General features: G+C 73.9%; 27 protein-coding genes. 14 read left to right on the top strand and 13 right to left on the bottom strand.

Annotation, left to right across the window (positions count from 1 at the left end):
• Window positions 1-71 precede the first annotated feature (71 nt).
• Window positions 72-1,034, top strand: coding sequence for an electron transfer flavoprotein subunit alpha/FixB family protein (locus tag DTL70_RS31585; RefSeq protein ID WP_114025449.1), 963 nt, complete (start codon window positions 72-74; stop codon window positions 1,032-1,034).
• A gap of 94 nt (window positions 1,035-1,128) precedes the next feature.
• Here the strand turns inward: DTL70_RS31585 and DTL70_RS31580 are convergent, their stop codons facing one another.
• On the bottom strand, window positions 1,129-1,572 hold the full coding sequence (locus DTL70_RS31580; RefSeq protein WP_114025448.1) for a subtilase-type protease inhibitor: 444 nt from the start codon (window positions 1,570-1,572) through the stop codon (window positions 1,129-1,131).
• A 426-nt stretch (window positions 1,573-1,998) separates the two neighbouring features.
• On the opposite strand from DTL70_RS31580, the gene DTL70_RS31575 reads away from it, so the two are divergent.
• Entirely contained in the window at window positions 1,999-3,276 is a 1,278-nt protein-coding gene (locus DTL70_RS31575) for a DUF6986 family protein (protein ID WP_114025447.1), read from the top strand.
• A 61-nt stretch (window positions 3,277-3,337) separates the two neighbouring features.
• On the opposite strand, the gene DTL70_RS31570 is transcribed toward DTL70_RS31575, so the two are convergent.
• Both DTL70_RS31570 and DTL70_RS31565 read right to left on the bottom strand, forming a co-directional pair.
• On the bottom strand, window positions 3,338-3,901 hold the full coding sequence (locus DTL70_RS31570) for a DinB family protein (RefSeq protein WP_114025446.1): 564 nt from the start codon (window positions 3,899-3,901) through the stop codon (window positions 3,338-3,340).
• A gap of 94 nt (window positions 3,902-3,995) precedes the next feature.
• Window positions 3,996-4,502 carry a MarR family winged helix-turn-helix transcriptional regulator gene (locus tag DTL70_RS31565; RefSeq protein ID WP_114025445.1) on the bottom strand — a complete coding sequence of 169 codons (507 nt, stop codon included), beginning with the start codon at window positions 4,500-4,502 and terminating at the stop codon, window positions 3,996-3,998.
• Window positions 4,503-4,757: 255 nt separating this feature from the next.
• Here DTL70_RS31565 and DTL70_RS31560 point away from each other — a divergent pair, with 255 nt between their 5' ends.
• Window positions 4,758-5,612 carry an MBL fold metallo-hydrolase gene (locus DTL70_RS31560; RefSeq protein ID WP_114025444.1) on the top strand — a complete coding sequence of 285 codons (855 nt, stop codon included), beginning with the start codon at window positions 4,758-4,760 and terminating at the stop codon, window positions 5,610-5,612.
• 153 nt (window positions 5,613-5,765) lie between these two features.
• On the opposite strand, the gene DTL70_RS31555 is transcribed toward DTL70_RS31560, so the two are convergent.
• Window positions 5,766-6,770 (bottom strand): LacI family DNA-binding transcriptional regulator, encoded by a 1,005-nt coding sequence (locus DTL70_RS31555; protein WP_114025494.1) that lies wholly within the window; start codon window positions 6,768-6,770, stop codon window positions 5,766-5,768.
• 383 nt (window positions 6,771-7,153) lie between these two features.
• Here DTL70_RS31555 and DTL70_RS31550 point away from each other — a divergent pair, with 383 nt between their 5' ends.
• On the top strand, window positions 7,154-8,098 hold the full coding sequence (locus DTL70_RS31550) for an ROK family protein (protein ID WP_114025443.1): 945 nt from the start codon (window positions 7,154-7,156) through the stop codon (window positions 8,096-8,098).
• Window positions 8,099-8,385: 287 nt separating this feature from the next.
• Complete coding sequence (locus DTL70_RS31545; RefSeq protein WP_245980200.1) at window positions 8,386-9,087, top strand: DUF4232 domain-containing protein; 702 nt, start codon at window positions 8,386-8,388, stop codon at window positions 9,085-9,087.
• 117 nt (window positions 9,088-9,204) lie between these two features.
• Here the strand turns inward: DTL70_RS31545 and DTL70_RS31540 are convergent, their stop codons facing one another.
• From DTL70_RS31540 to DTL70_RS31530, 3 genes are all read right to left on the bottom strand, one after another.
• Entirely contained in the window at window positions 9,205-9,981 is a 777-nt protein-coding gene (locus tag DTL70_RS31540) for an alpha/beta hydrolase (protein ID WP_114025442.1), read from the bottom strand.
• 225 nt (window positions 9,982-10,206) lie between these two features.
• Complete coding sequence (locus DTL70_RS31535) at window positions 10,207-10,533, bottom strand: DUF8129 domain-containing protein (protein WP_114025441.1); 327 nt, start codon at window positions 10,531-10,533, stop codon at window positions 10,207-10,209.
• Window positions 10,534-10,726: 193 nt separating this feature from the next.
• Window positions 10,727-11,650: a DUF6597 domain-containing transcriptional factor gene (locus DTL70_RS31530; protein ID WP_245980206.1), complete on the bottom strand. Its 924-nt coding sequence runs from the start codon at window positions 11,648-11,650 to the stop codon at window positions 10,727-10,729.
• Between the two features lie 190 nt (window positions 11,651-11,840).
• Here DTL70_RS31530 and DTL70_RS31525 point away from each other — a divergent pair, with 190 nt between their 5' ends.
• Window positions 11,841-12,410, top strand: coding sequence for a TIGR03086 family metal-binding protein (locus DTL70_RS31525; protein ID WP_114025439.1), 570 nt, complete (start codon window positions 11,841-11,843; stop codon window positions 12,408-12,410).
• A 309-nt stretch (window positions 12,411-12,719) separates the two neighbouring features.
• Window positions 12,720-13,757, top strand: coding sequence for an NUDIX hydrolase (locus DTL70_RS31520; protein ID WP_114025438.1), 1,038 nt, complete (start codon window positions 12,720-12,722; stop codon window positions 13,755-13,757).
• Between the two features lie 22 nt (window positions 13,758-13,779).
• Here DTL70_RS31520 and DTL70_RS31515 read toward each other — a convergent pair whose 3' ends face one another.
• Window positions 13,780-15,219 (bottom strand): dipeptidase, encoded by a 1,440-nt coding sequence (locus DTL70_RS31515; protein ID WP_114025437.1) that lies wholly within the window; start codon window positions 15,217-15,219, stop codon window positions 13,780-13,782.
• Window positions 15,220-15,345: 126 nt separating this feature from the next.
• On the opposite strand from DTL70_RS31515, the gene DTL70_RS31510 reads away from it, so the two are divergent.
• The 3 genes from DTL70_RS31510 (at window position 15,346) to DTL70_RS31500 (ending at window position 18,932) form a co-directional block, all read left to right on the top strand.
• Window positions 15,346-16,758 (top strand): geranylgeranyl reductase family protein, encoded by a 1,413-nt coding sequence (locus DTL70_RS31510; RefSeq protein WP_245980197.1) that lies wholly within the window; start codon window positions 15,346-15,348, stop codon window positions 16,756-16,758.
• A gap of 131 nt (window positions 16,759-16,889) precedes the next feature.
• Window positions 16,890-18,230: a sensor histidine kinase gene (locus DTL70_RS31505; protein WP_245980194.1), complete on the top strand. Its 1,341-nt coding sequence runs from the start codon at window positions 16,890-16,892 to the stop codon at window positions 18,228-18,230.
• Window positions 18,231-18,266: 36 nt separating this feature from the next.
• Window positions 18,267-18,932 (top strand): response regulator transcription factor, encoded by a 666-nt coding sequence (locus DTL70_RS31500; protein WP_114025435.1) that lies wholly within the window; start codon window positions 18,267-18,269, stop codon window positions 18,930-18,932.
• A gap of 65 nt (window positions 18,933-18,997) precedes the next feature.
• On the opposite strand, the gene DTL70_RS31495 is transcribed toward DTL70_RS31500, so the two are convergent.
• The 3 genes from DTL70_RS31495 to DTL70_RS31485 all read right to left on the bottom strand — a co-directional run bounded on the left by DTL70_RS31495 (window position 18,998) and on the right by DTL70_RS31485 (window position 21,708).
• Window positions 18,998-19,462, bottom strand: coding sequence for a DUF4442 domain-containing protein (locus DTL70_RS31495; protein WP_114025434.1), 465 nt, complete (start codon window positions 19,460-19,462; stop codon window positions 18,998-19,000).
• 22 nt (window positions 19,463-19,484) lie between these two features.
• The gene (locus DTL70_RS31490; protein WP_114025433.1) at window positions 19,485-20,360 is read right to left on the bottom strand and encodes an alpha/beta fold hydrolase; all 876 of its coding nucleotides are present in this window, start codon (window positions 20,358-20,360) and stop codon (window positions 19,485-19,487) included.
• A 100-nt stretch (window positions 20,361-20,460) separates the two neighbouring features.
• The gene (locus DTL70_RS31485; protein ID WP_114025432.1) at window positions 20,461-21,708 is read right to left on the bottom strand and encodes an MFS transporter; all 1,248 of its coding nucleotides are present in this window, start codon (window positions 21,706-21,708) and stop codon (window positions 20,461-20,463) included.
• Between the two features lie 17 nt (window positions 21,709-21,725).
• Between DTL70_RS31485 and DTL70_RS31480 the strand changes: the two genes are divergently transcribed.
• The 3 genes from DTL70_RS31480 to DTL70_RS31470 are packed head-to-tail and all read left to right on the top strand — an operon-like array spanning window position 21,726 to window position 23,938.
• The gene (locus DTL70_RS31480; protein ID WP_114025431.1) at window positions 21,726-22,958 is read left to right on the top strand and encodes an ROK family protein; all 1,233 of its coding nucleotides are present in this window, start codon (window positions 21,726-21,728) and stop codon (window positions 22,956-22,958) included.
• A 4-nt stretch (window positions 22,959-22,962) separates the two neighbouring features.
• Window positions 22,963-23,580, top strand: coding sequence for a GNAT family N-acetyltransferase (locus DTL70_RS31475; RefSeq protein WP_114025430.1), 618 nt, complete (start codon window positions 22,963-22,965; stop codon window positions 23,578-23,580).
• 40 nt (window positions 23,581-23,620) lie between these two features.
• Window positions 23,621-23,938: an SHOCT domain-containing protein gene (locus DTL70_RS31470; RefSeq protein ID WP_114025429.1), complete on the top strand. Its 318-nt coding sequence runs from the start codon at window positions 23,621-23,623 to the stop codon at window positions 23,936-23,938.
• 42 nt (window positions 23,939-23,980) lie between these two features.
• Here the strand turns inward: DTL70_RS31470 and DTL70_RS31465 are convergent, their stop codons facing one another.
• Together DTL70_RS31465 and DTL70_RS31460 are read right to left on the bottom strand one after the other, a co-directional pair.
• A complete protein-coding gene (locus tag DTL70_RS31465; RefSeq protein WP_114025428.1) occupies window positions 23,981-24,634 on the bottom strand; it encodes an ATP-binding protein in 654 nt (217 codons plus the stop codon).
• Between the two features lie 150 nt (window positions 24,635-24,784).
• The gene (locus DTL70_RS31460; protein WP_114025427.1) at window positions 24,785-25,096 is read right to left on the bottom strand and encodes a hypothetical protein; all 312 of its coding nucleotides are present in this window, start codon (window positions 25,094-25,096) and stop codon (window positions 24,785-24,787) included.
• Window positions 25,097-25,220: 124 nt separating this feature from the next.
• Here DTL70_RS31460 and DTL70_RS31455 point away from each other — a divergent pair, with 124 nt between their 5' ends.
• Window positions 25,221-26,363 carry a PLP-dependent cysteine synthase family protein gene (locus DTL70_RS31455; protein WP_114025426.1) on the top strand — a complete coding sequence of 381 codons (1,143 nt, stop codon included), beginning with the start codon at window positions 25,221-25,223 and terminating at the stop codon, window positions 26,361-26,363.
• Window positions 26,364-26,428: the final 65 nt, after the last annotated feature.

Raw genomic sequence — 26,428 nt, 5'->3', positions numbered from 1 at the left:
CGGCCGCCCTTCCCGACCTCGCTTGACCCCCTTCCCGACCCCGTCCCGATCCCGCGCAGGAGAGCAATCCCATGGCTGAAGTCCTTGTCTACGTCGACCACGTGGACGGCGCCGTCCGCAAGCCCACCCTCGAGCTGCTGACCCTGGCCAGGAAGCTGGGTGACCCGGTGGCCGTGCACCTGGGCCCGAACGCCGAGGAGGCCGCCAAGACGCTCGGCGAGTACGGCGCCACCCGCGTGCTGGCCGCGGACGCCGCCGAGTTCGCCGACTACCTCGTCGTACCGAAGGTGGACGCGCTGCAGGCCGCCTACGACGCCGTCTCGCCCGCCGCCGTGCTGGTGCCCTCCTCCGCCGAGGGCAAGGAGATCGCCGCCCGCCTCGCCGTGCGCATCGGCTCGGGCATCATCACCGACGCCGTGGACCTGGACGCCTCGGACGAGGGCCCGGTGGCCACCCAGTCGGTGTTCGCCGCGGCGTTCACCACCAAGTCCCGCGTCTCCAAGGGCACGCCGGTCATCACCGTCAAGCCCAACTCCACGAGCCCCGAGACCGCTTCCGCCGCCGGTGCTCTGGAGGAGCTGTCGGTCGGCTTCGGCGAGGCCGCCACCGGCACCAAGGTCACCTCGCGCACCCCGCGCGAGTCCACCGGACGCCCCGAGCTGACCGAGGCCGCGATCGTCGTCTCCGGCGGCCGCGGCGTCAACGGTGCGGACAACTTCCCGCTGATCGAGGGCCTGGCCGACGCGCTGGGCGCCGCCGTCGGTGCCTCCCGCGCAGCCGTCGACGCCGGCTGGTACCCGCACTCCCACCAGGTCGGCCAGACCGGCAAGACCGTCTCGCCCCAGCTGTACGTGGCCACCGGCATCTCCGGTGCGATCCAGCACCGCGCCGGCATGCAGACCTCCAAGACGATCGTGGCCATCAACAAGGACTCCGAGGCCCCGATCTTCGACCTGGTCGACTACGGCATCGTCGGCGACCTCTTCGAGGTCGTTCCCCAGCTGACCGAGGAGGTCAAGACCCGCAAGGGCTGACCACCGACACCGAGGGGCCCCGCACCGGACCGGTGCGGGGCCCCTCGGCGTGCGCGGCCCGCTCACCCCGCGCTCACGGGGCGGCGGGGCCCGCTCAGAAGGAGAAGACCGCAGCTCCTTCGACGCCCTTCACGCAGGGGTTGGCCCAGGTGCGGGCGAAGTCGACGCGTTCGCCCTGCCACACGCCTTGCGCGGTGACCGTGACGGGCTGCCACTCCCTGGTGCACAGGCGGCCCTCTTCGCTGGCCAGTGCGGTGAAGTTCCCGTCGGCCGCGCGAAGCTGGGCGCATGCCGTGTCGGCGGCGGGGTGGGTGCCGGAAGGGGCGGGCGTGCAGTTGAGGGTGACGGCACGCTTCGCAGCCGCGGCGGCGCTGTCTCCGTCGGTGACGGTGAGGACCAGAGCCGAGGGGGCGTAGAGGGAGGTCGCCTCGGCGGGTGCGGCCTGGGCGGGCGCGGTTGCGAGGGCGAACGCGCTGACGGTCCCTGTCACAGCGGCCGCCAGGGTGAGGGCGGCGTTCCGGGACGCGATCTTCCGCATTGTGTGTGCTGCCTTCCGCTTTGAGGGGTCTGTTGAGGGTTGTGCCGGATCGGCGGGCTTGAGTCTGCCGAGTCCGGATGCGGAAAGCACATCGGCACCCCGCGTTTCGGTAACATTGTGCATTGAATCGGTGGCGCAAAGTGATGCGTGACCTCCGTGCCCGCCTGCGGCAACACCCTGTCGTTCGCCCCCCGTTCAGCCTCGCCGGCTGAAACCCGCCCCTCCACATCGGCCGGATTGCGGGCCATGGGCCGGTTCCGTGTGCGAGGGCCCCTGCCGTGCGCGGAGTTGAACCGGGGCTCCTGCGGGCCTCAGAGGACCCTTGACTGGCTGGTCAGCGGGCCATAACGTCGCGGCAACCGACTTCAACGTTTTGTTGAGGCCGGGTTGTCGTCAGCACGTTGTCGTCACTGAGAAGGAGCGTAGATGTCGCAGGGTGGGACGGCCGGGACCAGCTTGGGCGCCGGCGTCGTGGCGGAGGTGGCCGAGGCGCTTGCGCCGGTGGACGCCGAGCTCGCACGGCGGTACCCGGGAGACCCGGGCACGCGGCAACCGGTGCACACCGTGTACGTGCCCGCCGACGCCGTCTCGCCCGGCACGGTCGGCGAGTGGGGCGAGGCGGCCCTCGCACTGCTCGACGCGCACGCTCCGGACGCGGGTGCCCTCGCCCGCGTCCTGGACATGGACGAGTCGCTGGCCGGCCCCGTCTACGACCGCATACGCGACAAGCTGCGCCGCGAGCCCGTCGAGGACCTGCGCATCGACTTCGAGGACGGCTACGGGGCCAGGTCCGACGAGGAGGAGGACGCCGCGGCGGTCCGGGCCGCCCAGTTGGTCGCCGACGCCTTCGCCGGTGGAGCCGGGAGCCCCGCACCGTCCTACGCCGGCATCCGCATGAAGTGCATGGAGGCCGCCGTCCGCGACCGCGGCATCCGCACCCTCGACCTCTTCCTGACCGGACTGATGGAGGCCGGTGGCCTGCCGGACGGGCTGGTGCTGACGCTGCCCAAGGTGACCTACGCCGAGCAGGTCACCGCGATGGTCCGGCTGTGCGACGAGTTCGAGAAGGCCCGCGGCCTCGCACACGGCCGCATCGGGTTCGAGATCCAGATCGAGACGACCCAGTCGATCCTGGGCGCCGACGGCCGGGCGACGGTGGCCCGGATGATCGACGCGGCCCAGGGCAGGGCGACCTCGCTGCACTACGGCACGTTCGACTACAGCGCCTCGTGCGGCGTCTCCGCCGCCTACCAGGCGATGGACCACCCTGCCGCCGACCACGCCAAGGCCGTCATGCAGGTCGCCGCCGCCGGTACCGGTGTCCGCCTCTCCGACGGCTCCACCAACGTCCTCCCGGTGGGCGACCGTGCCCAGGTCCACGACGCCTGGCGCCTCCACCACCAGCTGGTGCGCCGCTCGCTGGCCCGCGCCTACTACCAGGGCTGGGACATGCACCCGGGCCACCTGCCCACCCGCTACGCCGCCGTCTACGCCTTCTACCGCGAGGGCATGCGGCGCGCGGGTGAACGCCTGGCGGCCTACGTGGCGCAGACGGCCGGCGAGGTCGCCGACGAGCCCGCGAGTGCCCGCGCGCTGAGCGGGTACCTGCTCCGCGGCCTGGACTGCGGCGCGCTCGACACCGCGGAGGTCAAGGAGGTCTCCGGTCTCGACCGGGCCGAGCTCGACCGCCTCGCGGGGCGCTGAGCCCCGCCCAGTCCCCGGGCGGCCGCCCTGGTCTCGCGCGGCCGCCCGGCTTGGCCGCCCCTCATGCCGACGCGGCCGCCCGCAACAGACGCAACTGGCCGAACTCGGCGGCGTTCTTCATCAGCTCGGCGTTGACCCAGGCCACCATGTCCGTGACGGTGTGCGCGGGGTCGTTGTCCCAGGGGAACGGCGCGACCGCCTCCCACTCGGCGTCGGTCAGCCCCTCCAGCGCCGCCAGCCACTCCTCGCGCAGCCCGCGCAGTCGTGCGACGGTGGCCGCCTCGACCGCCCCCTCCGACCCGCTCGCCGCGCCGGGCTGCCCGCCGGGGAAGGCGATGTCGGTGCGGTCCCGCGCCGGGCGGCCTCGCGCGTGGTCGAGCGCCACGCCCGACCACCAGGCCACATGCCAACTCAGCCACGCCATGGTGGGCACGGGCACCGGTTCCGGCTCCGTCTCGGCGAAGTCCGGCACCCAGGCGCCGTCAGCGCCTGGGCGCACCGTCCAGCAGTGGCGGGTCGGCTCCCACAGCAGGTCGCCGGGCGTCAGCCGCTCCAGGTGGTAGGCGAACAGGGACCAGACCAGGTCGAACTGCCGGCACAGCACGGCACGTCGCGTATCGTCCATCGGCCGACCCTGCCAGGCGGAGCGCGGCACGGCACAGCGGTTTTCCGCGCCGCCGCCCGGGCGCACCGGGAGAACGGCGAGAGCGCCGGCGAGGCTAGCCTTCGGCCCCCAGCCGCTCCCACCGGTCGGCGAGCGACGTCAGCTCCCGCAGGAGCCGTTCGCGGTCGGCCGGGCCGTACGTGTCGAGCAGGCGCTCGTCCAGCTCCCGCACCCGTGCCTCGGCCGCCGCGAGGGTACGCTCGCCCTCCGGCGTGAGATACAGCAGCTTGCGGCGGCCGTCGGCCGCGGTCGTCCTGCGCTCCAACAGGCCGCGCTTCTCCAGGCGTAGGGCCAGGTCCGCCATGGTCGAGGTGTCCAGCGCGACGGCCGAGGCCAGGGAGCTCTGGTCGCTGCCGGGGTAGACGTGCACCGTGGTCAGCACGGCGAACTGCGGTCCGGTCAGTGTCCGGTCCACGGCACGCACCCACGCCGCCAGATACGCCTGGTGCAGGCGCCTGACCTGATAGCCGGGCGCGCTCGTGAGCCGCGCGGGAGCGGCAGGCGGGGACGCGGGCGCGGCCACCGCCGCGGAATCCGCAGGAGTCGGGGTCTTGTCAGCCATAGAGCCACTTAAGCACGGCAGTTGGACAGGTCAGGAAGCGCGGGGCGGACCGCCGCATTCCGGCGGGCGCCGCGTCGGGAGACCCGGCCGAGTCCCAGCCGAGTCCCGGCCGGACACCGGAGAACCCCGTCCGTGTACGGTTCGGTGCCCGACGCTCACCGCGGGTCACCGCGCACGGGCGGGCCCGGAGACGAATCTTCCCCCTCGTGCGCATCACGGCCGCACCGTGGGTACCTCGCGGGGCGGAGGTGGACCATGGACGACGACAGCGCCGAGATCCTGTTCATCGGCAACGCCACGCTGCTCATCCGCTACGGCGAGCTCACCCTGCTCACCGACCCCAACTTCCTGCATCAGGGGCAACACGCGCACCTCGGCTACGGGCTGCTCTCCCGGCGGCTGACCGAGCCCGCCGTGGACCTGGAGGACCTGCCGCCCGACCTGGACGCCGTCGTGCTCTCGCACCTGCACGGCGACCACTGGGACCGGACCGCACGCCGCGGCCTGGACCGGGGGCTGCCCATCCTGACGACGCCGCACGCCTCCCGCGTCCTCCAGGGCGCCCAGGGCTTCCGCCGCGCCATGGGACTGCGCACCTGGGAGAGCCACACGCTGGTGCGGGGCCAGAGCCGGGTGCGGGTCACCGCGGTGCCGGGGCGCCACGCCTTCGGCCCGCTGGAGAAGCTGCTCCCGCCGGTGATGGGCAGCGTCCTGGAGTGCGGGCCCGCCACCGGGCCCGCGCGGCTGCGGATCTACCTCAGCGGCGACACCCTCCTCTTCGAGGGGCTGCGCGAGATCAAAGCCCGCTGCCCCGACCTCAACCTGGCGGTCCTCCACCTGGGCGGGACGACGCTGCCGGGCGGGAAGGTCGTCACGATGGACGGCGGTCAGGGAGCCGAGCTGGTTCGGCTGTTGCGGCCGCGCCTGACGCTTCCGGTGCACTACGACGACTACACGGTGTTCAAGTCGCCGCTCGACGACTTCGTCTCCGCGCTGGAGGCCCGAGGCCTGGAGGACAGGCTCGTGGACTGCCCCCGCGGCGCCCGCGTCACGGTCGGCGCTGCGGCCGAGGTCAGCAAGGTCGGCCCGGTGCGGGCACCGGCGCTGTGACCCGACCCGACCCGACCCGACCCGTCCCGACCCGGTCGGCCCGGGGACGCCTGCTCCTCCTGCCGGGCCCGCCCGAGCCACCTGCCGTCGGGTAGGCGCGCCCGCGGTGGCTCGGGGTGGCGCGTGTCACCGCCGCCCCCGCTGCCGTCCGCGTCAGTCCGGGGGCGGTATCTCGCCCGAACCGCGGGCGACCAGCTTCGTCGGGCGGGAGAGCGTGCGCGGCGGTTCTTCGGCGCCGTCCAGCCGCCTGAACAGCAGCTCCGCGGCGCTGCGGCCCAGGTCGGCCGGGTCCTGCGCGATGACCGTGACCGGCGGGGAGAGCAGATCGGCCAGCTCGAAGTCGTCGAAGCCGACCAGCGCCACGGGCCGGCCCCGCCACTCGGGCTCGGCCAGCACCCGCACCAGGGTGACCGTCACCCGGTTGTTCCCCGAGAAGACGGCCGTGACCGGCGCTGCGCCCCCGCTGCCGTCGAGCATCCGGGCCGCGTCGGTGCGCACCCGGTCCGAGCCGGTCGGGCCGAGCGCGACCCACGACTCGCTCACCGGCAGCCCGGCCTCGGCCATCGCCGCACGGTAGCCGCGAAGGCGCTCCTTGGCGGTGTGGATGCCCGGCCTGTCGCCGATGAAGCCGATCCGGCGGTGTCCGTGCGCGATCAGGTGGGCCACCCCGGAGCGGGCGCCCTCGAAGCTGTCGGAAAGCACCATGTCGGCCTCGATCCGGCCCGGCGGCCGGTCGAGGAAGACGGTGGCGACGCCGGCGGCGATCTCCGGGGCGAGATACCGGTGGTCGTCGCTGGCGGGGACGATCACCAGTCCGTCGACGCGGCGGGCGCACAGGGCCAGTGCCAGCTCGCGCTCCCGCTCCGGGTCCTCGGCGCTCGACCCGTTGATCAGCAGCGCTCCGTGCGCCCGGGCCACTTCCTCGACCGCCCGGCTGAGCGGTGAGTAGAACGGGTCGGCCAGGTCCTCGACGACGAGGCCGATGCTGGCCGTCGTGCCCTTGCGCAGCACGCGGGCGCTGTCGTTGCGCCGGAACCCGAGCGCGGTGATGGCCTCCCGCACCCGGCGCTCGGTGTCGCTGGAGACCCCGGCCTCGCCGTTGACGACCCGCGAGACGGTCTTGAGGCCGACTCCGGCGCGTGCCGCCACATCCTTCATGGTGGGCCGGCCCGCGTGCGGGCGTCCGCCGTGCCGCGCCGCGTGCGGGACGGCGGCACGGGCGCCGGTCCGTGTGCCGGGGGCCGGCGACGCGGTGGGGGAGGCGGCCGGTCCGCTCTCGTCGGTGGGGGGCCAGGCGGGGTGCGCGGGGTCGGCGGTGCCGGAGGCGTTGGGGGCGTCGGCCACGAGGGACTGTCCTTGTCGGGGTGGGTGTCGCCTGTCGGGGGTGCCGCCCTGCGGGGTGGGGCGGTGATCGCGTACCGAGCAGCATAGCCCCGAGGAGGGTCGGGACTGGACAACGTTGTCAGAAGTGGCAAGACTTGTGCGGTCCGCCCGCGCTTCGCCGTGGGCTCGTCCCCCGCACGCGCAGGAGTCAGCTGCTCATGCTCAACGACCTCGTCGCCGCGCTCGACATCGGCGGTACCAAGATCGCCGGTGCCCTGGTGGACAGCGGCGGCAGACTGCTGGCGCGCACGCGGCGGCCCACCCCCGCCAAGGAGAGCGCCGAAGCGATGAGCGCGGCCGTGGACGACGTCCTGCGCGAGCTGACCGCCACCGACGCGTGGGCCCGCGTCGGTGCCGTCGGCATCGGCAGCGCCGGACCCGTGGACGCGAAGGCGGGCACCGTCAGCCCGGTCAACATCCCCGTCTGGCGCGAGCACCCCCTGGCCGCCGACGTCCGCGAACGCACCGGCGGGCTCCCGCTCTCCCTGATCGGGGACGGCCCGGCCATCGCGGCGGCCGAGCACTGGCAGGGCGCGGCGCGGGGGCGGGCCGACGCCCTGTGCATGGTCGTCTCCACCGGCGTCGGCGGTGGCCTCATCCTCGACGGCGCCCTCCACCCCGGGCCCACAGGCAACGCCGGGCACATCGGCCACATCAGCGTCGACATGAACGGCGAGCTGTGCCCCTGCGGCTCGCACGGCTGCGTCGAGACCATCGCGAGCGGCACGAACATCGCACGCCACGCGCTGACCTCGGGCTGGCAGCCGGGACCCGACCAGGACGCCACCGCGGCCGGAGTCGCCGCGGCGGCCCGTGCGGGCGACGCGGCGGCCCGCGCCGCCTACGACCGCGCCGCACGTGCCCTCGCCGCGGCGATCGCCGCCACCGCCACCCTCGTCGAAATCGAGATCGCGGTCATCGGCGGAGGCGTCGCCCACGCGGGCGACGTCCTGTTCACCCCGCTCCGCCAGGAACTAAAGCGGTACGCGACCCTGCCCTACGTACGCGGCCTGGAGATCGCGCCGGCCACCACCGGCACGGACGCCGGGCTCGTCGGCGCGGCCGCCGAGGCGCGGAAACTGATCGGCGCGGAGACCGCCTGAACGCAGCCGCCCTGCGCGGCGCCCCGCTCTGCGCAGGGCGGTGTCACTCTGCGGTGGTCGAGCTCCACATCTGTGCCGCGGCCGCGTGCTGCGCCGCCGGCCTGCACGGCGCGTGCACACTCGAGGCGGGCGCCCCGGTTTCCCTGTTACCGAATCCGGACGGACCCGGGAGAACAACGTCCGCCACGGCGCCATCTCACCGGGTACAGCGAAACAGCCGATGTGGCCGCTCGCCCCGCGGGACGAGGCGGAGGCGCCGCGTCCGACAGACCTTGGGGAGCTTCATCGTGATCACGCACCGTGCCCGCCGGACCGCCCGTTCCGCCACCCTGGCAGCCGTGACCGCCGCGCTGGCGTTGGGCCTGACCGCCTGCAACGGTGCCGATGACGACGCGAAGACGGCGAGCGCCGACCGCGCCGCCGACACGGCGGACAACCGGCCCGCGTCCAGCGGCAAGGACGGTGCGGAGCCCAAGAGCGGTGGTGACACCGACGAGCGGGAGGGCTCAGCCGCCGCCTCGGGCGGAACGGACGAGGCCGCGGGCCGGGGCGCGGACTCCGGCACCCAGCAGTGCCGCGGGGACGAGATGCTGGTCACCGCGGTGCACCGGTTCGCGGGTCAGGAGGGCGACCACCTGCTGATCACCGCGTCGAACGAGGGCGGCAAGCCGTGCTGGGTCACCTCGTACCCGGCCGTGAAGCTCGGCGGGGACGTCGACAGCGCCGCACTGCCGCACGCGAAGAAGGACGACCCCAGCGGCGACGAGCGCGTCACGCTCCGTCCGGGAGGCAAGGCATACAGCGCCGTGAACCTGTTCGACTACGGCTCGAAGAACCACACGGCGGACTCGTTCGCCATCGGTCTGCGCGGTGCGGACGGTGACGTCGGCCCCTTCTACTCCGTCGACTCCAAGGGCGAGAAGCCGCAGTTCAGCTGGAACGAAGCCGACGTGCTGAACTGGAACACCGAGAAGCCGTACAACTTCTGAGCTGTGCCGGCCGGGTGGTGCGGTGCGGCTCGGCCGGCGCAGCCACAGCGACTGCACACGGTGACGCGTGGCAAAGAGGCCCGGAGCCTGTCCTCGACGAGCGGTGTGCCGCCGGCCTCAGCTGACGTCTGCCGCCGGCCTGACGGCCCGGACTCCCTTCAGATGCCGCGTGAAGAACCGGACCGCGGCCTCCCCCGCGAACTGCGGGACGCCGGTGTGGCCGCCCATGTTGGCGTGCAGGCACTTCTCCTTCGAACCGAAGGCGTCGAACAGGTCCAGGGCCGCCTGCCGGTCGTTGCCCTCGTCGTCCCACTGCAGCAGGACGTGCAGGGGAACAGTGACCCTTCGGGCTTCCTCGAACATGGTGCGAGGCACCAGACTCCCCGCGAACAGACCGGCGGCCACGATGCGTGGCTCGACCACCGCCAGCCGGATCCCGATGGAGATCACTCCCCCCGAGTACCCGACAGGACCGCCGATCTCGGGCAGCGACAGGAAGGCGTCCAGCGCGGCCTGCCACTCGGGCACCGCCTTGTCGACCAGGGGGAGGATGAGGGCGTCGACGCTCTCGTCGCTGACCGGCTCGCCGGCCTGCATCGCCCGGCGCAGGTCGGCGCGGGCCCGGTCGAGAGCCGGCCAACCGGGCCGGTCGCCGCTTCCGGGGAGCTCGATGGTGGCTGTGGCGAAGCCTTCCGCCGCGGAGTGCCGGGCGCGGGCCACCAGCCGGGGGTACATCCGGCGCAGTCCGAGCGTGGGGTGGCCGAGCAGGATCAGTGGCACTGGCGCGGAAGCGGACGCGCCTTCGGGCGTCCACAGGAGCCCGGGGATCCCACCGAGGGTGAACGCGCGTTCGAGGACGCCGTCGTCGAGGCGTTGCGCGGAAGTGATCTGCATGGTCGTGCCTTTCGGGAGTGCACTCAAACGGCGCTCCCGGACGACCTGACTATCGCCCGACCGTGACCCCGGAGGGGAGCACCCATGGCAATACTGCGTTCACGGGTACCACCTCCTCGTCCTCTCGCACGGCCTTCCGGAAACGTAGCAGTGGGCGGCCTCCGTCCGCCAAGTGTTTTTGCGGCATACGTCAGGTCGGCGAGCGTGCTTCAAAAGCCGGTGCGCTCACATCTCGTGCTTGCCGTGGCGCAGCGGTTCCTCCGGCTCGGCCGCGCCGGCGGGAGAGACCGGGGAGCCGCCCGAGGTGCCGGCGGGGATGTCGGGGCCTCCGGCGCGTGCGTCGCCCTGCGAGGGCTCCGCGCCCGCGTCGAGCTGCTCCAGGCGCGCGGCCAGGATCTCCTTCACCTGCGGCCGGTCGGCGTGTGCCTGCTCGTACTCCGCGAGCCGCCGCACGTCGTCGCTTCCCAGCGACCTGATCCTGTGCTCCACGCTCCCCGCCGGCAGCTGATCGTAGTCGGGCAGCGGCAGAGCGTCGGACTGGTGTGCTGACATGGCTTCCGGCCTCCTGGGGTGCGACGGATTCCGGTGGTCGGGCGTCCGCTCGTCGCAGGAGCGGACGCCACCTGTTCACGGTGTGGCCCCGCCGTGCGGCGAGCACCACAGCTCGGCGGGTAACCACCGAGCGCGCCCGGCACACGTCAAGACCGTCACCGGGGGCGGCGGCGCTCTCGCACCCCCGGTGCCGTCAGGCCTCGGCGGGGGTCTCCGGGCGCGGCGGGGTCTCCACCGCCCGGGCGTACGCGGTCGGCGTGACCCCCACGGTGGCGGTGAAGTCACGGACCAGGTGGGCCTGGTCGCTGTAGCCCAGCTCGCCGGCCAGCTGGGCCCAGTCCGTCGCGGGCCTGGCGGTGGCGCGCTCCATCGCCTCGTGGACGCGGTAGCGCAGGATCGCCCACTTCGGACTGACGCCGACGTAGGTGGCGAAGAGCCGTTGCAGGGTGCGCACGGACACGCCCTCGTCCGCGGCCAGGCGCTCGACGCGCAGGACGGAGCGGTCCGTGCGGATCCGGTCGGCCAGCGCCATGGCCTGCTCGGCGGCGGGATCGGTGCGGGGGGAGAGGGAGAGCAGGAAGGCGTCGAGCGCGGCCACTCTCCGGTCCTCCGCGTCCGGCCCCAGGACACGGGCGGGCACGTCCTGCGGCCGGACGCGGGCGAGAACCTCCCGCGCCCCGACCGCTCCTCTTCCGGCCGCCTCGCTTCCTGCCGCTTCCCTTCCAGCAGACGTTTCCCCACCGGGCGCCTCCCCGCCGGGTGCTCCTCCGTCGCCGAACGCTTCGCGCAGCGTCAGCTGCCTGCCTCTCAGGGCTGTGAGCGGGCGGGGCGGCGACAGGAAGGTGTGGAAGCCGCCAGGGCGGAACTGGACGCCGCACACACGCCCGGAGTCCGCCAGCTTCGTGGTGAACAGGTCCGTGGCGACCCCCGCCACCAGCCCGCTCGCGACCGCGATCTCCGCGGGGCCGCGCCGTTCGAAGACGAGGTTGACGCACGGGTGCGGGACGACCTGCGAGACGTACGGCTCCTCCAGGTCCCAGTCGATCAGCCAGTAGTGCTCCACCCAGTGGCGCAACGGCTCGGCTGCCGGCCTGCGGCGGAAGTGGACCCGCGCCATCAGCGACGGCGCCTGCACGATGCCCCGCGTGTCCCTGCGCGGTTCCGCGGCGGCCTCACGGGCAGCGGGCGTCCGGTTCTCGCCGTCCGGCGCGTTCACGCTGCCCCCACCTGCCATGACGGCGATCCTATGCCCGGCACTGTCGCGTTTCTTCAAGCCCCGGCCCGTGGCCGGGACCTAGCGTGACGGCATGGCCAACGAACTTTCCCCTCTCATCGGCGGAGCCGCCCGCGCCGCGGACCCCGTCGTGCGCGGCATCACCGACGAGCAGCTCACGCTGCCCACCCCCTGCGCCGAGTACGACGTACGGGCGCTGCTCAACCACCTCTTCCACGTCGTCGTCGGTTTCCAGGCCCTCGCCGCCCGGGAGGCCGCCGACTTCTCCACCACACCCGACTACCTCCAGGGCGAGTGGCGTGCCCGCTTCGGTGCGGAGACCGGCAAGCTGGTCACGGCGTGGGCGGCGCCCGGCGCGCTGGAGGGCGTCTCGCCGGGCATGGGCCTGCCGCAGCGCACCGTGGCCCACATGGTGCTCGGCGATCTGCTCGTCCACGGCTGGGACCTGGCCCGCGCCACCGGCCAGGATTACCGGCCCGACCAGGCGGCCCTGGACGAGGTGCGGCCCGCTGTCGACGACATGGCACCCATGGCGCGCGAGGCGGGCGTCTACGGCGAGGAGGTGGCCGTACCGCCCGACGCCACGCCCTTGGAGAAGTTGCTCGCCGCCACCGGCCGCGACCCGCGCTGGTCATCCAGCTGAACCCTTGGCCGCCCGGCTGATCCCTTGGTCACCCGGCTGAGCCCCCGGCCGCCCGGCTGATCCTGTCCTCGGGGGCGGGCGCCTCGTCCGTCCCTGCTCGCGCCGGAGCCGCCGGGGGTCGCCGGTCGGCCGGCCCCCCGCCCGCCCGCCTGCCGTTTCCGCCCTCCCGGCGGGCCGCGCGCGCCCCGCCGTACGCGCCGGGGCGCAGGCGCCGTGCCCCTTCGGGCGCCGGGAGAGCCGCCCCGGCGCGTTTCCCCCACCGGGTGATGCGGGCAACTGAACGGGGACGACGGATGAGGGGGGAACACCGTGATCGTCTGGCTGAACGGCGCGTTCGGCGCGGGCAAGACCACCGCGGCGAACGAACTGCTCGACCTGCTTCCCGGCAGCACGCTCTACGAACCCGAAGCCATCGGTGCCGCACTGCGCCGCATGCTGCCCAAGGAACGCCTCGGACAGATAGCCGACTTCCAGGACCTGCACTCATGGCGGCGGCTCGTGGTGGACACGGCCGCCGCTTTGCTGACAGAGGTCGAAGGACCGCTGATCGCCCCGATGACGCTGCTGCGGCGCGAGTACCGCGACGAGATCTTCGGCGCGCTCGCCGCCCGCCGCATCCCCGTACAGCACCTGCTGCTGCACGCTGACGAACCCGTACTGCGCGAGCGCATCGACACCCGCGCCGCCGATGACGGCGGCTCCACCCGCGCCTGGTGCCTGGCCCACCTGTCCTCGTACCGGGCGGCCCTGCCGTGGATCACCGCCGAGGCGCACACGCTCGACACCAGCCACCTCACCCCCCGGCGCACGGCCGAGCGCCTCGCCGAGGCGATCGGTGAGGGGGCGGGCACCACGGGCATCGTGCAGACCCCCGAGCCGACGGCCGAGACGGTCGCCGCGGGGGTGCTGCTGTTCGACGACCGCGACCGGGTGCTCCTCGTCGACCCCACCTACAAGCCGGGCTGGGAGTTCCCCGGCGGCGTGGTCGAGCGCGGTGAGGCGCCCAGCACCGCGGGCGTCCGCGAGGTCTTCGAGGAACTGGGACTGCGGCTGCCCGCGCAGCCGGCGCTGCTCGTCGTCGACTGGGAGCCGCCGCGCCCACCCGCGTTCGGCGGGATGCGGCTGCTCTTCGACGGGGGACGGCTCGCGGCCGAAGACGAGGCCGCGCTCCTGCTGCCGGGCGCCGAACTCCGCGACTGGCGCTTCGTCACCGAGGAGGAGGCCGCGCGGCTTCTTCCTGCCAACCGCCTGGAGCGGCTGCGCTGCGCCCTGCGGGCCCGCAGGGCGGGACACCCCCTCTACCTCGAGGGCGGTGTCCCGACCGGCTGCGGCCACCTGCTGCGCTGACGGGGCCCCGGGCCTGCGGTGATCAGGCGTTCTTCTGCTGCGCGTATCCGTGCAGGAAGAGCGCCTCGGCCACCGCCATCCGCTCCAGTTCGCGCGGGTCCACGCTCTCGTTCACCGCGTGGATCTGCGCCTCGGGTTCGCTCAGACCGATGAGGAGGATCTCGGCGTCCGGGTAGAGGGCATCCAGCGCGTTGCACAGCGGGATCGAGCCGCCCATCCCGGAGACCTGCATCTCCAGCCCGTCGTACGCCTCGCGCAGCGCGGTGGCCATCGCGGTGTACGCAGGGCTGGAGGTGTCGGCGCTGAACGGCTGCCCCCGACCGATCACCTCGGTCGTCACCCGCGCCTGCCACGGCACGTGCGACTCGACGTGCGCGACCAGCAGCTCGATGGCCTCCTCGACGTCGGTGCCCGGCGGGATACGCAGCGAGACCAGGGCGCGCGCCGACGCGTGCACCGATGGGGTGGCGCCCACGACCGGCGGGCAGTCGATGCCCAGTACGGTCACGGCCGGACGTGCCCACAGCCGGTCGGCGACGGCGCCGCCGCCGAGCAGACCGACCCCGTCCAGCACCTTGGCGTCCCGCCGGAAGTCCCCCTCCGGGTACGGCATGCCCTCCCACCGCGCGTCCGCGTCGAGGCCGTCGACGACGGTGTTGCCCTCGGCGTCCCGCAGGGAGTCGAGCGTGCGCAGCAGCGCGGCCAGCGCGTCCGGTGCCGCGCCGCCGAACAGGCCCGAGTGCAGGTTCCCTTCGAGCGTGTCGACCTGGACCCGCAGCAGCGTCATGCCGCGCAGCGTCGCGGTGACGGTGGGCACGCCGCAGCGGAAGTTGCCCGTGTCCCCGATGACGACGGCGTCAGCGGCCAGCAGTTCGGGGTGCGCACGCGCGTACTGTTCCAGACCGCCGGTGCCCTGCTCCTCGGAGCCCTCCGCGATCATCTTGACCGAGACGGGCAGTCCACCGTTCTCCCGCACGGCCCGCAGCGCGAGCAGGTGCATCACGAAGCCGCCCTTGCAGTCGGCCGCCCCCCTGCCGTACCACCGGCCGTCGGCGCCGTCGGTCAGCTCGAACGGCGGGGTGCGCCAGGCCGCCTCGTCCAGCGGCGGCTGGACGTCGTAGTGCGCGTACAGCAGCACCGTCGGCGCACCCGCGGGGCCGGGCAGGTAGCCGTAGACCGACTGGGTGCCGTCCGGCGTGTCCAGTGCCGCGACGTCCTGGAAGCCCTCCGCACGCAGCGCGTCGGCGATCCACCTGGCGGCCCCCTCGCACTCGCTGACCGGGAACTGCTCCGGGTCCGCGACCGAGCGGAACGCCACCAGCTCGCTCAGCTCGGACTTGGCGCGGGACATCAGCGAGGCGACGGTGGCCGCGACATCCGCGGTGGAGGCGGCCGGTCCTGACGCGGTGGACGTGGGGGCTGCTGCGGGCGTGGCCGTCGGTTCTGACGGGGGCTGCGGCATGGGAACGCTCCTTGTGGGCGCGACGTTGGCACACGTGTACGGACACATGTGTATCGCACGTGACCCGCCCCGTAGGATGCGGTGGGCCATACCGTCAACAGAGGTCAACCGGGAGCACAGCACATCGTGAGCAGCGAGAACGCAGCCGGGAACGAGGACGTCGAGCCCGCGGGGGACCGGTGGCAGGACCGCCCCGTCTGGGACGTCGTCGTGGTCGGCGCCGGGCCCGCGGGCGCCTCGGCCGCGTACGCGGCGGCCGTCGCCGGTCGCAAGGTGCTGCTCGTGGAGAAGGCCGAGCTGCCGCGCTACAAGACGTGCGGCGGCGGCATCATCGGCCCCTCCAGGGACTCGCTCCCGCCCGGCTTCGACCTCCCGTTGCGCGACCGCGTGCACGCGGTGACCTTCACCCTGAACGGCAAGCTCGCCCGCACCCGGCGCGCCCGCAGCATGCTCTTCGGCCTGGTCAACCGGCCCGAGTTCGACAACGCACTGGCGGAGGCGGCCGTCAAGGCCGGCGCGGAGGTGCGCACCGGTGTCGCCGTCTCCCGCGTCGAGCAGCACGGGCCCGCCGTGCCCGACCGCCGCACGGTCGCCGTCGTGCTGGCGGGCGAGGACGAGCCGGTCCTGGCCAGGGCGGTGATCGGCGCGGACGGCAGCGCGAGCCGGATAGGTGCCCACGTGGGCGTCAAGATGGAGCAGGTCGACCTCGGTCTGGAAGCGGAGATCCCCGTCCCCGACAGTGTCGCCGAGGACTGGGCCGGGCGGGCGCTGGTGGACTGGGGCCCGCTCCCGGGCAGTTACGGCTGGGTCTTCCCCAAGGGGGACACCCTCACCGTCGGCGTCATCTCCGCCCGCGGCGACGGCGCGGCCACCAAGCGCTACCTGGACGACTTCGTCGGCCGCCTCGGCCTCGCCGGATTCGAGCCCCGTATCTCCTCGGGACATCTGACCCGCTGCCGCGCCGACGACTCACCGCTCTCCCGCGGCCGGGTCCTCGTCGCCGGGGACGCGGCCGGCCTGCTGGAGCCCTGGACCCGCGAGGGCATCTCCTTCGCGCTGCGCTCCGGACGGCTGGCGGGGGAGTGGGCGGTACGCGTCGCCGAGGCGCACGACGCGGTGGACGCGCGCCGGCAGGCCCTCAACTACGCGTTCGCCGTCAAGGCGGGCCTCGGCGTCGAGATGGGCGTCGGACGGCGGCTGCTGCGGATCTTCGCCCGCCGCCCCGGCCTCTTCCACGCTGCTCTGACCGGTTTCAGGCCCGCCTGGAACGTCTTCGCGCGCTTCACCCGCGGCGCCACCTCGCTGGCCGAGGTCGTCCGGGTGCACCCCCTCGCCCGCCGCGTTCTGGACACGTTCGACCGCAGGGAGGCCGAGGCGGCACGCGACGGCTCCGACACGGCCGAGGACGTGGGGGAGGGCACCGAGGCCGCCGCTCAGCAGGGCGCCGAGCAGGACGACCGCGCGGACGGAGCCGGTGAGCGGCCTTCGCAGGGCCGTGACGAGCCGGGTGGCGAGTCGGCGCGACGCCCCTCGGCCTGACCCGGTCCGTGCGTCGTACCGAGCGGGCGGCCCCACGCGGCCACCCGCTAGCCCGTACTCCCCGGGGAGTAGCCGCGAGCACCGCGCCCGGCTGACGACGCACCGTGCGAGGCGCGTCTAGCGTGAGAGGCGTGGCCAGCACCCCTTCTTCCGCCGCGGCTTCCGGTGACGGCACCGCGCCTGCCCTCGGTGACGGCGCCGCCCCTGTTCCCGGTGGCGGCGACGCCGCCGCGGTGGCGGGCGCGGGACCGGCGCGGCGGTCCCGGTGGCGGCGTCGGCCGGGAGAGCTCCCGGCTCCGCCGCCCTGGGCGCGGCGGCGCGTTCCGTGGGCGACGTCGGTCGCCGTCTTCGTCATCCAGCAGGCCGGCACGGGTTTCGCCGCGCACAATCAGCGGGCCGCCGACGTGGTCGGTCCCGACGGGGCCGCCCGCCTCCTGCTGACGCTGGGGCCGCTCCTGCTGCTGGTCCGGTACCGCTACCCGCGCTGTGCGGTGTGCGGGACGTCGGCGGTGACGCTGGCGTATCTGGCGGCCGGCTACCCCTACGGTCCGATCCTGCTCAGCGTCGTCGTCGCGGGCTTCGCCGCGCTCGTGGAGGGGTGCCGGTATGTGACCTGGTCCGCCCTCGGGGTCCTGTGGCTGGGCAACCTGCTGGTGGCCCACGCCTTCTCCCGCCTGCTGCCGCCCGGTGGCGATCCGCCGGGGTCGTCCTGGGGCGCGGACCTGTTCATGCTGGTGTGGATGGTGGCGCTGTGCACGGCGGGTGAGCTGGCCCGGGTGCGCCGCGCCGAACGGGAGCGCAGGCAGCGCGAGGCGGAAGAGGCCGAGAAGCGGCGGGCCGGCGAGGAGCGGCTGCGCATCGCCCGCGAGTTGCACGACGTGCTGGCCCACAGCATCTCCGTCATCAACATCCAGGCAGGGGTGGGCCTCGCCCTCCTCGACGCGGAACCGGAACAGGCGCGGACCGCGCTCACCACGATCAAGGCCGCGAGCAAGGAGGCGCTGGGCGAGGTGCGCCAGGTCCTGGACACGCTCCGTGCGCCGGGTGACGCGCCCCGCGCCCCCGCGCCCGGGCTCGACCGGCTGGCCGAGCTGACCGAGCAGGCCGCGCGCGCCGGGCTCCGGGTCGCCACCGAGACGGAGGGGGTGCCCGTACCGCCGCCGCCGGGCGCCGACCTGGCGGCGTTCCGCATCGTCCAGGAGGCCCTCACCAACATCGTGCGCCACTCGGGCTCCCGCACCGCGCTGGTGCGCATCCGCTACGGCAGCACCGCCATGGAACTGCTCGTCGACGACGAGGGGCCGGCGACCGGCACGGGACCGACCGGCGGTGGCAACGGGCTGGTGGGCATGCGCGAGCGGGCCGCGGCTTTCGGGGGCACGCTCGAGGCGGGCCCGCGCCCAGGCGGTGGCTTCCGCGTCCTGGCGACGATCCCGCTGCCGCCCTCGCAGAGCGGCGCGCCGCTACAGTGACCGCCCTGCCGCACCGCAGAACCACAGGGAGACACCGTGATCCGCGTCCTTCTCGCCGACGACCAGGTCCTCGTCCGCGCCGGATTCCGTGCGCTGTTGGACGCGCAGCCCGACATCGAGGTCGCGGGCGAGGCGGCTGACGGCCAGGAGGCGGTCGCGCTGGTCCGGGAGACCTCTGTCGACCTGGTGCTGATGGACATCCGGATGCCCGTGCTCGACGGCCTGGCCGCGACCCGCCGCCTGACCGGCGACCCGCGGCTCGCGGCGGTGAAGGTCGTCATGCTGACCACGTTCGAGCTGGACGAGTACGTCTTCGAGGCGCTGCGCTCGGGGGCCTCCGGGTTCCTGGTCAAGGACACCGAACCCGAGGAGCTGGTACGGGCGGTGCGCGCGGTCGTCGACGGGGACGCGCTGCTCTCGCCCGGCGTGACCCGCCGCCTCATCGAGGAGTTCGCCGCCCGCTCCAAGCAGCCCGCGGCGGCCGAGGAGCTGGCCCGCCTGACCGAGCGGGAGCGGGAGGTGATGGCGCTGGTGGGCCTGGGGCTGTCCAACGAGGAGATCGCCCGCCGGCTGGTCGTCTCCCCGCTGACGGCCAAGACCCACGTGAGCCGCACGATGGTCAAGCTGGGCGCGCGCGACCGCGCGCAACTGGTCGTCCTCGCCTACGAGTCGGGACTGGTGCGCCCGGGCTGGCTGGGCTGAGCCGAGCCCCACCCGGCGGCCGAGCGGCCACACGTCCCGCGAGCGGTCGCGTCTCCCGCGAGCGGTCACGTGTCCCGTTTGCGGCGCACGTAGAGCTGTTTGCGGACGCGTGCGACGACGGTGCCGTCCGCGGCCGTGACGGTGGACTCGAACCACGGCAGCGCCTTGGAGCCGTCCGCGGTGGCCGCGCGGATCTCCTCCACGCGGTCCTCGGTCAGCCGGAAGTCGGCGTAGACGTCGCCCCGCCCGGGGGAGACGAACTCGATCTCGGCCGCCTTGTCCCACACCACGTAGTCCCGCCCCAGCCTGTTGACCGCCAGCAGGCAGAAGAAGGGGTCGCTCATCGAGTAGAGCGAGCCGCCGAACTGGGTGCCGAAGTAGTTGCGGTTGAACCGGGTCAGGCGCAGCCGTACCCGGGCCCTGCTCCAGTCGTCGGCGACCTCCAGCACGCGCACGCCGGTGAACCGGTAGGGCGGGTACCAGTTCAGCGCCCGCCGCAGGCCGCCGGGTGTGCGGAGCACGTTTGCCATGGCGGCGAAGCTACCACGCGCGTTACCCATGGGTAATGGCGGACTCGGCGCCGGAGGCCCCCGGGCGCTCCGCCCGCAGGAAGGCGCCCAGCGCCGCCGCCAGTTCGGCGGGCGCGTCCTCCTGGACGAGGTGCCCGGCGCCCTCCAGCAGGTGCAGCGTGGCGCCGGGGATCGCCGCAGCCAGCGCCCGCCCGCGTGCGACGGGGATCCAGGCGTCCTCGGTGCCCCAGCAGACGAGGACGGGGAGCGCGAGGCCGCCGTAGCGGTGCTCGATCTCGTCGGTCCAGCGCTGCCCGTTCTGCGCCATCTGCCGGTAGAGCGCCGGTTGCCCCTCCTCGCCCGTCCAGGGCTCGGCCAGCCGCTCGATCACCTCCTGGCGCAGCCCGGGCCCGCCGACGGAGGCCACGTACTCCCGTACCAGCGCGCCGTGCAGGGCGGGCGGCAGTTGGGCGAACACCTCGGCGTGCTCGCCCAGCAGCCGGTAGGCGCCCGAACCCCAGGGGGCGAGCGCGACCACGTCCACCAGCGCGAGCCGTGCGAAACGCGCACCGTGCAGCAGGTGGGCCCGCAGGGCGACGGCGCCTCCGAAGTCGTGCGCCACCACGGCGGGCCGCTCCAGCCCCCAGTGCTCCAGCAGCGCGGCGAACAGCCGGCCCTGCGCGTCCAGCGAGACGTCCTGGCCCTCGTACTTGGCCGAGGTGCCGTAACCGGGCATGTCCCACACGAACACGTGGTGGTCCTCTGCCAGTGCGCGGGCGGTGTCGCGCCATACGAAGGAGGACCACGGGGTGCCGTGCAGCAGGACGACGGGCGGCAGCGCGGGGTCGCCGAGCGCGGTCCAGCGCACGGTGCCCGCGGGGCTGGCGTAGGTGCGATCCAGCGTCCAGGTCTCGTTCATGGAGACCACTGTGCTGGCCGGTGGGCCCGCACACCATTGGCCGGAGGGCCGACAAGTGCAAGGATCTGGCCACATCGGCTGTGGTGGGCGCGGTGGCGGGTCAGCCGTGCGGGAGCACCGCCCGCCGCGTCGCCCACGCCGTGAGGGAGGCGAACGCGGCGAGCACGGCCACCGTCAGCAGCGCGGTCGGTAGCGAGAACCAGTCCGCCAGGAAGCCGATGGCCACCGGGCCGACGAGGATGCCGCCGTAGCCGAAGGTGGAGGCGGCGGCGACGCCGCCGGGACCCGCGAGGTCCCCGGCGCGCCCGATGGCGATGGGGAAGACGTTCGCGAGACCCAGCCCGGTCACCACGAACCCGGCCAGGGCGAGCCACACCGAGGGCGCCAGGGAGCCCAGCAGCATGCCGCAGCAGCCCAGGGCGCCGCCCGCGATCAACACCCGGTCGGGGCCCAGTCGTTCGACCAGGGTCGTCCCCGACAGCCGCCCCAGCGTCATCGCCCCGGCGAACACCGAGTACCCGGCGGCGGCCAACCCGGCGCCCGCTGACAGGTCGTCGGCCAGGTGCAGGGCGCTCCAGTCGGCCAGAGCGCCCTCACCGTACGCCGTGCACAGGGCGATCAGGCCCAGGACGGCGACCAGCCATCGCGCGCGCCCGGGCGCCCGTGCGGTGCCGCCCGTCGTCTCGGCGCCGTCCGGCTCGCGCCGCGCGGGTTCGAGGGGGAAGCGCAGCAGCGGCCGGGCGAAGAGGAGCGCGAGCAGCAGCCCGGCGGCGGCGAGCAGCAGTAGGTGCCGGGTCGGGCTCAGCCGCCCCGCGACCAGGCCGCCCAGGCCCGCGCCGAGCATCCCGCCGAGGCTGAACGCGGCGTGGAAGCCGGGCATCACGGGGCGGCGCAGCGCGGCGATCAGGTCGACGGCCGCGCTGTTGAGGGCGACGCTCATGCCTCCGTACGCGGCGCCGAAGACGAGCAGCACCAGGCCGAGGGCGAGCGCCGAGCGGGTGAGGGGCGGGAGGGCGACGCTCAGCGGCAGCAGCAGCCCGCAGACGAGCACGACGGGTTGGCTGCCCAAGCGCGAACAGAGTCTCCCTGTGAGCATCATGGTGGCCACGGCGCCCGCTGAGACGCCGAGCAGGGCGAGGCCGAGCGCGCTGGACGACGCGCCGGTCTGTGCCTTGACGGCGGGGATGCGGACGACCCAACCGGCGAAGAGGAAGCCGTCGAGAGCGAAGAAGACTGTCAGAGTGATGCGGAAGCGGCGCAGGTCCGGGCGAGGGGAGGCGGCGGATGGACGACCGCGGTGCCCCGTTGCACCGGCGAGCGCCGACCGTATTTTGTTCAGTGTCGGCACAAAGAGAGAATAGAGGCGTGACCCAGACGCGTACAACAAGGCTGGAGCGAGGGCGTTCGGCACTCGGACCCGCGCTGGAGCTGGTCCACACCGGGCAGGCGCCCACCCGCGCGGTGCTCACCGCCGAACTCGGCGTGACCCGGGCGACAGCGGGAGCCGTCGCGAGTGAACTCGAAACCCTCGGGCTCATCACCGTCGACCCCCACCCCACGGCACCGGTCGGCACCCAGGGCCGCCCCTCCCACCGGCTGGCCGTCAACCCGCGCGGCCCGGTGGCGCTGGCCGCCCAGATCCACGCGGACGGCTACCGCGCCGCCCTCGTCGGCCTCGGCGGGCACCTGGTGGCCACCGCGCCCGGCTGCGGCACCGTGGACGCCGACCCGGCACAGGTCATCAGCGAAGTCGTCCGAACGGGCGCCCAGTTGCTGAGCGACACCGGGCGGCGGTGCGTCGGCGCCGGACTCGCGGTGCCCTCCGCCGTCGCCGAACCCGAGGGGACCGCGCTCAACCCCCTGCACCTGGCCTGGCAGGCGGGCGCCCCCGTGCGCGACACCTTCAGCGCCTCCCTCGCCGAGGCCGGCATCACGCACGCGGCGGGCGGCCCACCGGTCACCGGCTTCGCCGCCAACGACCTCAACGTGGCGGCCCTCGCCGAGTACCGGCACGGCGCGGGACGCGGAGCCGGACACCTGCTCGTCGTCGGCACAGGACACCACGGCGTGGGCGGCGCCCTGGTGCTCGACGGCCGCCTGCACACCGGCAGTTCGGGCCTCGCCCTGGAGGTCGGCCACCTGACCGTGGACCCCGGCGGCCGCCCGTGCCACTGCGGCAGCCGCGGCTGTCTGGACGTGGAGACCGACCCGGCCGCCCTCTTCGCCGCCGCCGGACGCACCCCGTCCGACCGCGACTCGCTGCTGGCCCAGGCAGGCGAACTGATCCGCACCGAGTACGCCACCGACGCCCGGGTACGCGCGGCGGCGGGGCGGCTCGTCGACCGGCTCGGCCTCGGACTCGCGGGGCTGGTCAACATCCTCAACCCCGACCGCATCGTGCTGGCCGGACTGCACCGCGCCCTCGTCGAGGCCGACGGGGAGCGGCTGCGCGGCGTCGTCGCCGACCGCAGCCTGTGGGGCCGCAGCGGCAGCGTGCCCGTACTGCCCAGCGCGCTGGAGCACAGCTCGCTGGTCGGCGCCGCCGAACTGGCCTGGCAGCCCGTTCTCGACGATCCGATCGGTGCGCTGGGAGGATGAACCCATGCGGATCGAAGCGGGACGCGCCCGCGAACTCGACGTACTCCAGGAGATCGAACGGGCGGCGGGGCGCTGGTTCCGCGACATCGGCATGGACGAGATCGCCGACGACGAGCCGCCCACGCTGGAGTCGCTGGGCAGCTACGCGCGCTCCGGCGGACTGTGGGTCGTCACCCCCGAGCCCGGGAGCCGGCCCGTCGCCTACGCGCTGACCGAACCCGTCGACGGCTGCCTGCACATCGAACAGATCTCCGTGCACCCCGACAGCGCCCGCCGCGGTATCGGCCGCGCCCTCCTCGACGAGCTGGCCGCCAGGGCGGCCGCCGGCGGGATACCCGCCCTCACCCTCACCACCTTCGCCGACGTGCCCTGGAACGCGCCCTACTACGCGCGCCTGGGCTTCCGGGCCCTCGCCGCGGGCGACCTCACCCCCGGGCTGCGGCAGATCCGCGCCGACGAGGCCGCCGCGGGTCTCGACCGCTGGCCCCGCCTGTGCATGCGCCGCGAGACGAGCCGCCCGGTGGGCCCCGCGCCGACCGGGAGCCCGTACTCCCCGCGAGGTACCTCCGTCGCCGCCGGCCGTACGACGACCAAGCCGCCCTCCGGCGGGCACCCTCGGTAGCGAGCACACACCACGGCCCGCTACGGAGGAGCTGAGAGAGATGGACCTGCTGGCGCACTGGCACGACGGCGGGGGCCCCGGCCCCTGGATCCTGTTCTTCCCGCTGCTCTGGGCGGCCGTCGTGGCCGGCGGCATCACCCTGCTGCGCCGCACCGCAGTGCGCGGTCGCCGCGCCCCCTGGCAGCCGCGGACAGCACACGGCCCCCGGACTCCGCACGCCACCGAGACCGCGCTCGGCCTGCTCGGCCGCCGCTTCGCCCGCGGAGAGATCGACGAGGACGAGTACTGGCGCCGCACCTCCGTGCTCAGGGCGAGCCTCAGCGAGGGGGACGGTGACTCGCAAGGCGGCAGGCGATGAGCGTGCCGCCGCCACCGCCCGGGCGCCGCGATTCCGCGGGGTTCACCCCGTGGGGGCCGTCTCCGCCTCCGCGGGGGTCGGTACGGCCGCCGCGGGGGAGGTGTGTGGCCGCCGCTCCACCGGGGCGGCGGCGCGCGCCGCGTGAGGGCCTGACTCCGAAGACTTGCCCGCCCCCTCCGTCCCCGTACTGGAGCGGCGGCGGGGAGCCGCCTTCCGCGAGGGCGCGGGCAGCGCGAACCAGACGGTCTTGCCCGAACCGTCGTGCTGGGTACGTACCCCCCAGCTCTCGCTGATCGCCGCGACCAGCGCGAGCCCCCGCCCGTGCGTGGACAACTCTTCCCGCCGCGCCCCGGCGCCGCGGGCGGCGTGCGGCAGCCGCGGGTCGTGGTCGCGGACCGAGACCGTCAGACGGTTCCAGACGAACGAGAGCTCGACCGTGCAGTGTTTGCCGGCCGGGGCGGGGTTCTCGCCCACCGCCTCGTCGCACGCCGCATGCTTGAGGACGTTGGTCAGCAACTCGGTCAGGCCGAGGCTCGCGGTGTCGACGAGGGTCTCCAGGCCCCAGTGGTACAGCTGGGCGGAGACGATGCCGCGCACCTCGCCGATGCGTGAGGGCAACGCCTGGAACTCCACGGCGCAGTGCCGCCCCGGGGCCGGGGTGGTGTGCTCGGTCGTGCTGCTCGATGGACTGATCACGACGCGACTCCCTGCCTGCTTCAGGCCTGCCCCGAAAGAGGGCGGGGCCGGACCACCACATGTGACGTGTGTGCACGTGCGTTACAGGGTCAGCATGCGGTCCGGAGGACAGGCCCGCAACGCGGAGCGACGGAGTGGCTACCGTCCGCGTCAGGTGCCGAGTACGCCGCGCTCGGCCGCGGACTTCGCCCGGGCCGTCCGCACCGCCGACAGCAGGCCCTCGCGGTGTCTGAGGCCCAGCCGCAGGACATAGCGACGGCCGCGCAGCGTCGCCAGCGCCTGATCGCGCAGTCCGTAGCCGCTGATGCGTACCTCGTCCACCGGCGCGCTGTCGATCTCACTCCCGTAGCTGGTCATCAGCACCAGCTCGCCGTCCCGCACCAGCACGTGGCCGGCCCGGGTGAGTGAGCGAAGCATCCGCCGTATCCCCACGCCGGTCGCGTCGAACTCCGGATCCACCACGACACACCGCCTCCCACCGGGTCATCCCGCGGAGGTACCCCCGAACAGTGCGCACACACCCCCGGAAGGCCCACCCCTTGCCAGGAGCATGCCCAGGTCCGCCTCCGTCTATCAGCCCGCCTCTATGATCGACTCCGTGAGCGCCACCGAACCCGCCCCTCCCGTCCCCGACCTCCCCACCCAGGACGTGGACCGCAGCGACACCGACCGCCGCGCGTGGCTCAAGGAAGCAGTGCGCAAGCTGCGGGCCGAGAGCGGCCGCAGCGCCGACACGCACCTGCTCTCCTTCCCGCTCCCCGAGGAGTGGGACATCGACCTCTACCTCAAGGACGAGTCGACCCACCCCACGGGCAGCCTCAAACACCGGCTGGCACGCTCGCTGTTCCTCTACGCGCTCTGCAACGGCTGGATCAGCCCCGGACGGCCCGTCATCGAGGCCTCCAGCGGCTCCACGGCGGTGAGCGAGGCCTACTTCGCCAAGCTGATCGGGGTGCCGTTCATCGCGGTGATGCCCCGCACGACCAGCCGCGAGAAGACCCGGCTGATCGAGTTCCAGGGCGGCACGTGCCATCTGGTGGACGACCCGCGGACGGTGTACGAGGTCTCCGCCCGGCTCGCCGCCGACAGCGGCGGCCACTTCATGGACCAGTTCACCTACGCCGAACGGGCCACCGACTGGCGCGGCAACAACAACATCGCCATGTCCGTCTACCAGCAGTTGTGCACGGAGCGGCACCCGGAACCGGCCTGGATCGTGACCACGGCGGGCACCGGGGGCACCTCCGCCACCTTCGCGCGCTACATCCGCTACATGCAGTACGACACCCGGGTGTGCGTCCCCGACCCCGAGAACTCCTGCTTCTTCGACGGCTGGACCCGCCGCGACCCCGACGTCACCACCGAGGCGGGCTCCCGCATCGAGGGCATCGGCCGCCCCCGGATGGAGCCGAGCTTCGTGCCCGGCGCCATCGACCGGATGATGAAGGTCCCGGACGCCGCCAGCGTGGCCGCCGTGCGGATGCTGGAGAGGGCGCTGGGCCGCAAGGCGGGCGGCTCGAGTGGGACCGGCCTGTGGAGCAGCCTGCTCATCGTGGCCGAGATGCTGGCCCGCGGTGAAAGCGGCAGCGTGGTCACGCTGTTGTGCGATCCGGGCGAGCGCTACCTCGACAAGTACTACTCCGACGCCTGGCTGGCCGGGCAGGGACTGGACATCGCCCCCTACACCCGCACCCTGGAGCGCTTCTTGACCACGGGGGAGTGGGTCTGACCACGCGGGGGTGGCCGTGAAGCGCGGGGAGGAGCGGGCGTGCACCCCAGGGGTGGGCCGCGCCC

It is taken from the genome of Streptomyces diacarni, from assembly GCF_003323715.1.
Lineage (GTDB): Bacteria > Actinomycetota > Actinomycetes > Streptomycetales > Streptomycetaceae > Streptomyces > Streptomyces diacarni.
The sequence above is the reverse complement of the archived record's forward strand: the minus strand, read 5'-3'. Positions and strand labels throughout refer to the sequence as shown.

Excerpts from the sequence above, each read along its gene's own strand:
- DTL70_RS31475 (WP_114025430.1), top strand. The coding sequence starts at position 22,963 with ATGCGGATCGAAGCGGGACGCGCCCGCGAACTCGACGTACTCCAGGAG.
- DTL70_RS31535 (WP_114025441.1), bottom strand. The coding sequence starts at position 10,533 with ATGTCAGCACACCAGTCCGACGCTCTGCCGCTGCCCGACTACGATCAG.
- DTL70_RS31525 (WP_114025439.1), top strand. The coding sequence starts at position 11,841 with ATGGCCAACGAACTTTCCCCTCTCATCGGCGGAGCCGCCCGCGCCGCG.
- DTL70_RS31470 (WP_114025429.1), top strand. The coding sequence starts at position 23,621 with ATGGACCTGCTGGCGCACTGGCACGACGGCGGGGGCCCCGGCCCCTGG.
- DTL70_RS31555 (WP_114025494.1), bottom strand. The coding sequence starts at position 6,770 with ATGAAGGATGTGGCGGCACGCGCCGGAGTCGGCCTCAAGACCGTCTCG.
- DTL70_RS31490 (WP_114025433.1), bottom strand. The coding sequence starts at position 20,360 with ATGAACGAGACCTGGACGCTGGATCGCACCTACGCCAGCCCCGCGGGC.
- DTL70_RS31560 (WP_114025444.1), top strand. The coding sequence starts at position 4,758 with ATGGACGACGACAGCGCCGAGATCCTGTTCATCGGCAACGCCACGCTG.
- DTL70_RS31515 (WP_114025437.1), bottom strand. The coding sequence starts at position 15,219 with ATGCCGCAGCCCCCGTCAGAACCGACGGCCACGCCCGCAGCAGCCCCC.
- DTL70_RS31550 (WP_114025443.1), top strand. The coding sequence starts at position 7,154 with ATGCTCAACGACCTCGTCGCCGCGCTCGACATCGGCGGTACCAAGATC.
- DTL70_RS31455 (WP_114025426.1), top strand. The coding sequence starts at position 25,221 with ATGATCGACTCCGTGAGCGCCACCGAACCCGCCCCTCCCGTCCCCGAC.
- DTL70_RS31565 (WP_114025445.1), bottom strand. The coding sequence starts at position 4,502 with ATGGCTGACAAGACCCCGACTCCTGCGGATTCCGCGGCGGTGGCCGCG.
- DTL70_RS31585 (WP_114025449.1), top strand. The coding sequence starts at position 72 with ATGGCTGAAGTCCTTGTCTACGTCGACCACGTGGACGGCGCCGTCCGC.
- DTL70_RS31580 (WP_114025448.1), bottom strand. The coding sequence starts at position 1,572 with ATGCGGAAGATCGCGTCCCGGAACGCCGCCCTCACCCTGGCGGCCGCT.
- DTL70_RS31495 (WP_114025434.1), bottom strand. The coding sequence starts at position 19,462 with ATGGCAAACGTGCTCCGCACACCCGGCGGCCTGCGGCGGGCGCTGAAC.
- DTL70_RS31575 (WP_114025447.1), top strand. The coding sequence starts at position 1,999 with ATGTCGCAGGGTGGGACGGCCGGGACCAGCTTGGGCGCCGGCGTCGTG.
- DTL70_RS31570 (WP_114025446.1), bottom strand. The coding sequence starts at position 3,901 with ATGGACGATACGCGACGTGCCGTGCTGTGCCGGCAGTTCGACCTGGTC.
- DTL70_RS31540 (WP_114025442.1), bottom strand. The coding sequence starts at position 9,981 with ATGCAGATCACTTCCGCGCAACGCCTCGACGACGGCGTCCTCGAACGC.
- DTL70_RS31530 (WP_245980206.1), bottom strand. The coding sequence starts at position 11,650 with ATGGCGCGGGTCCACTTCCGCCGCAGGCCGGCAGCCGAGCCGTTGCGC.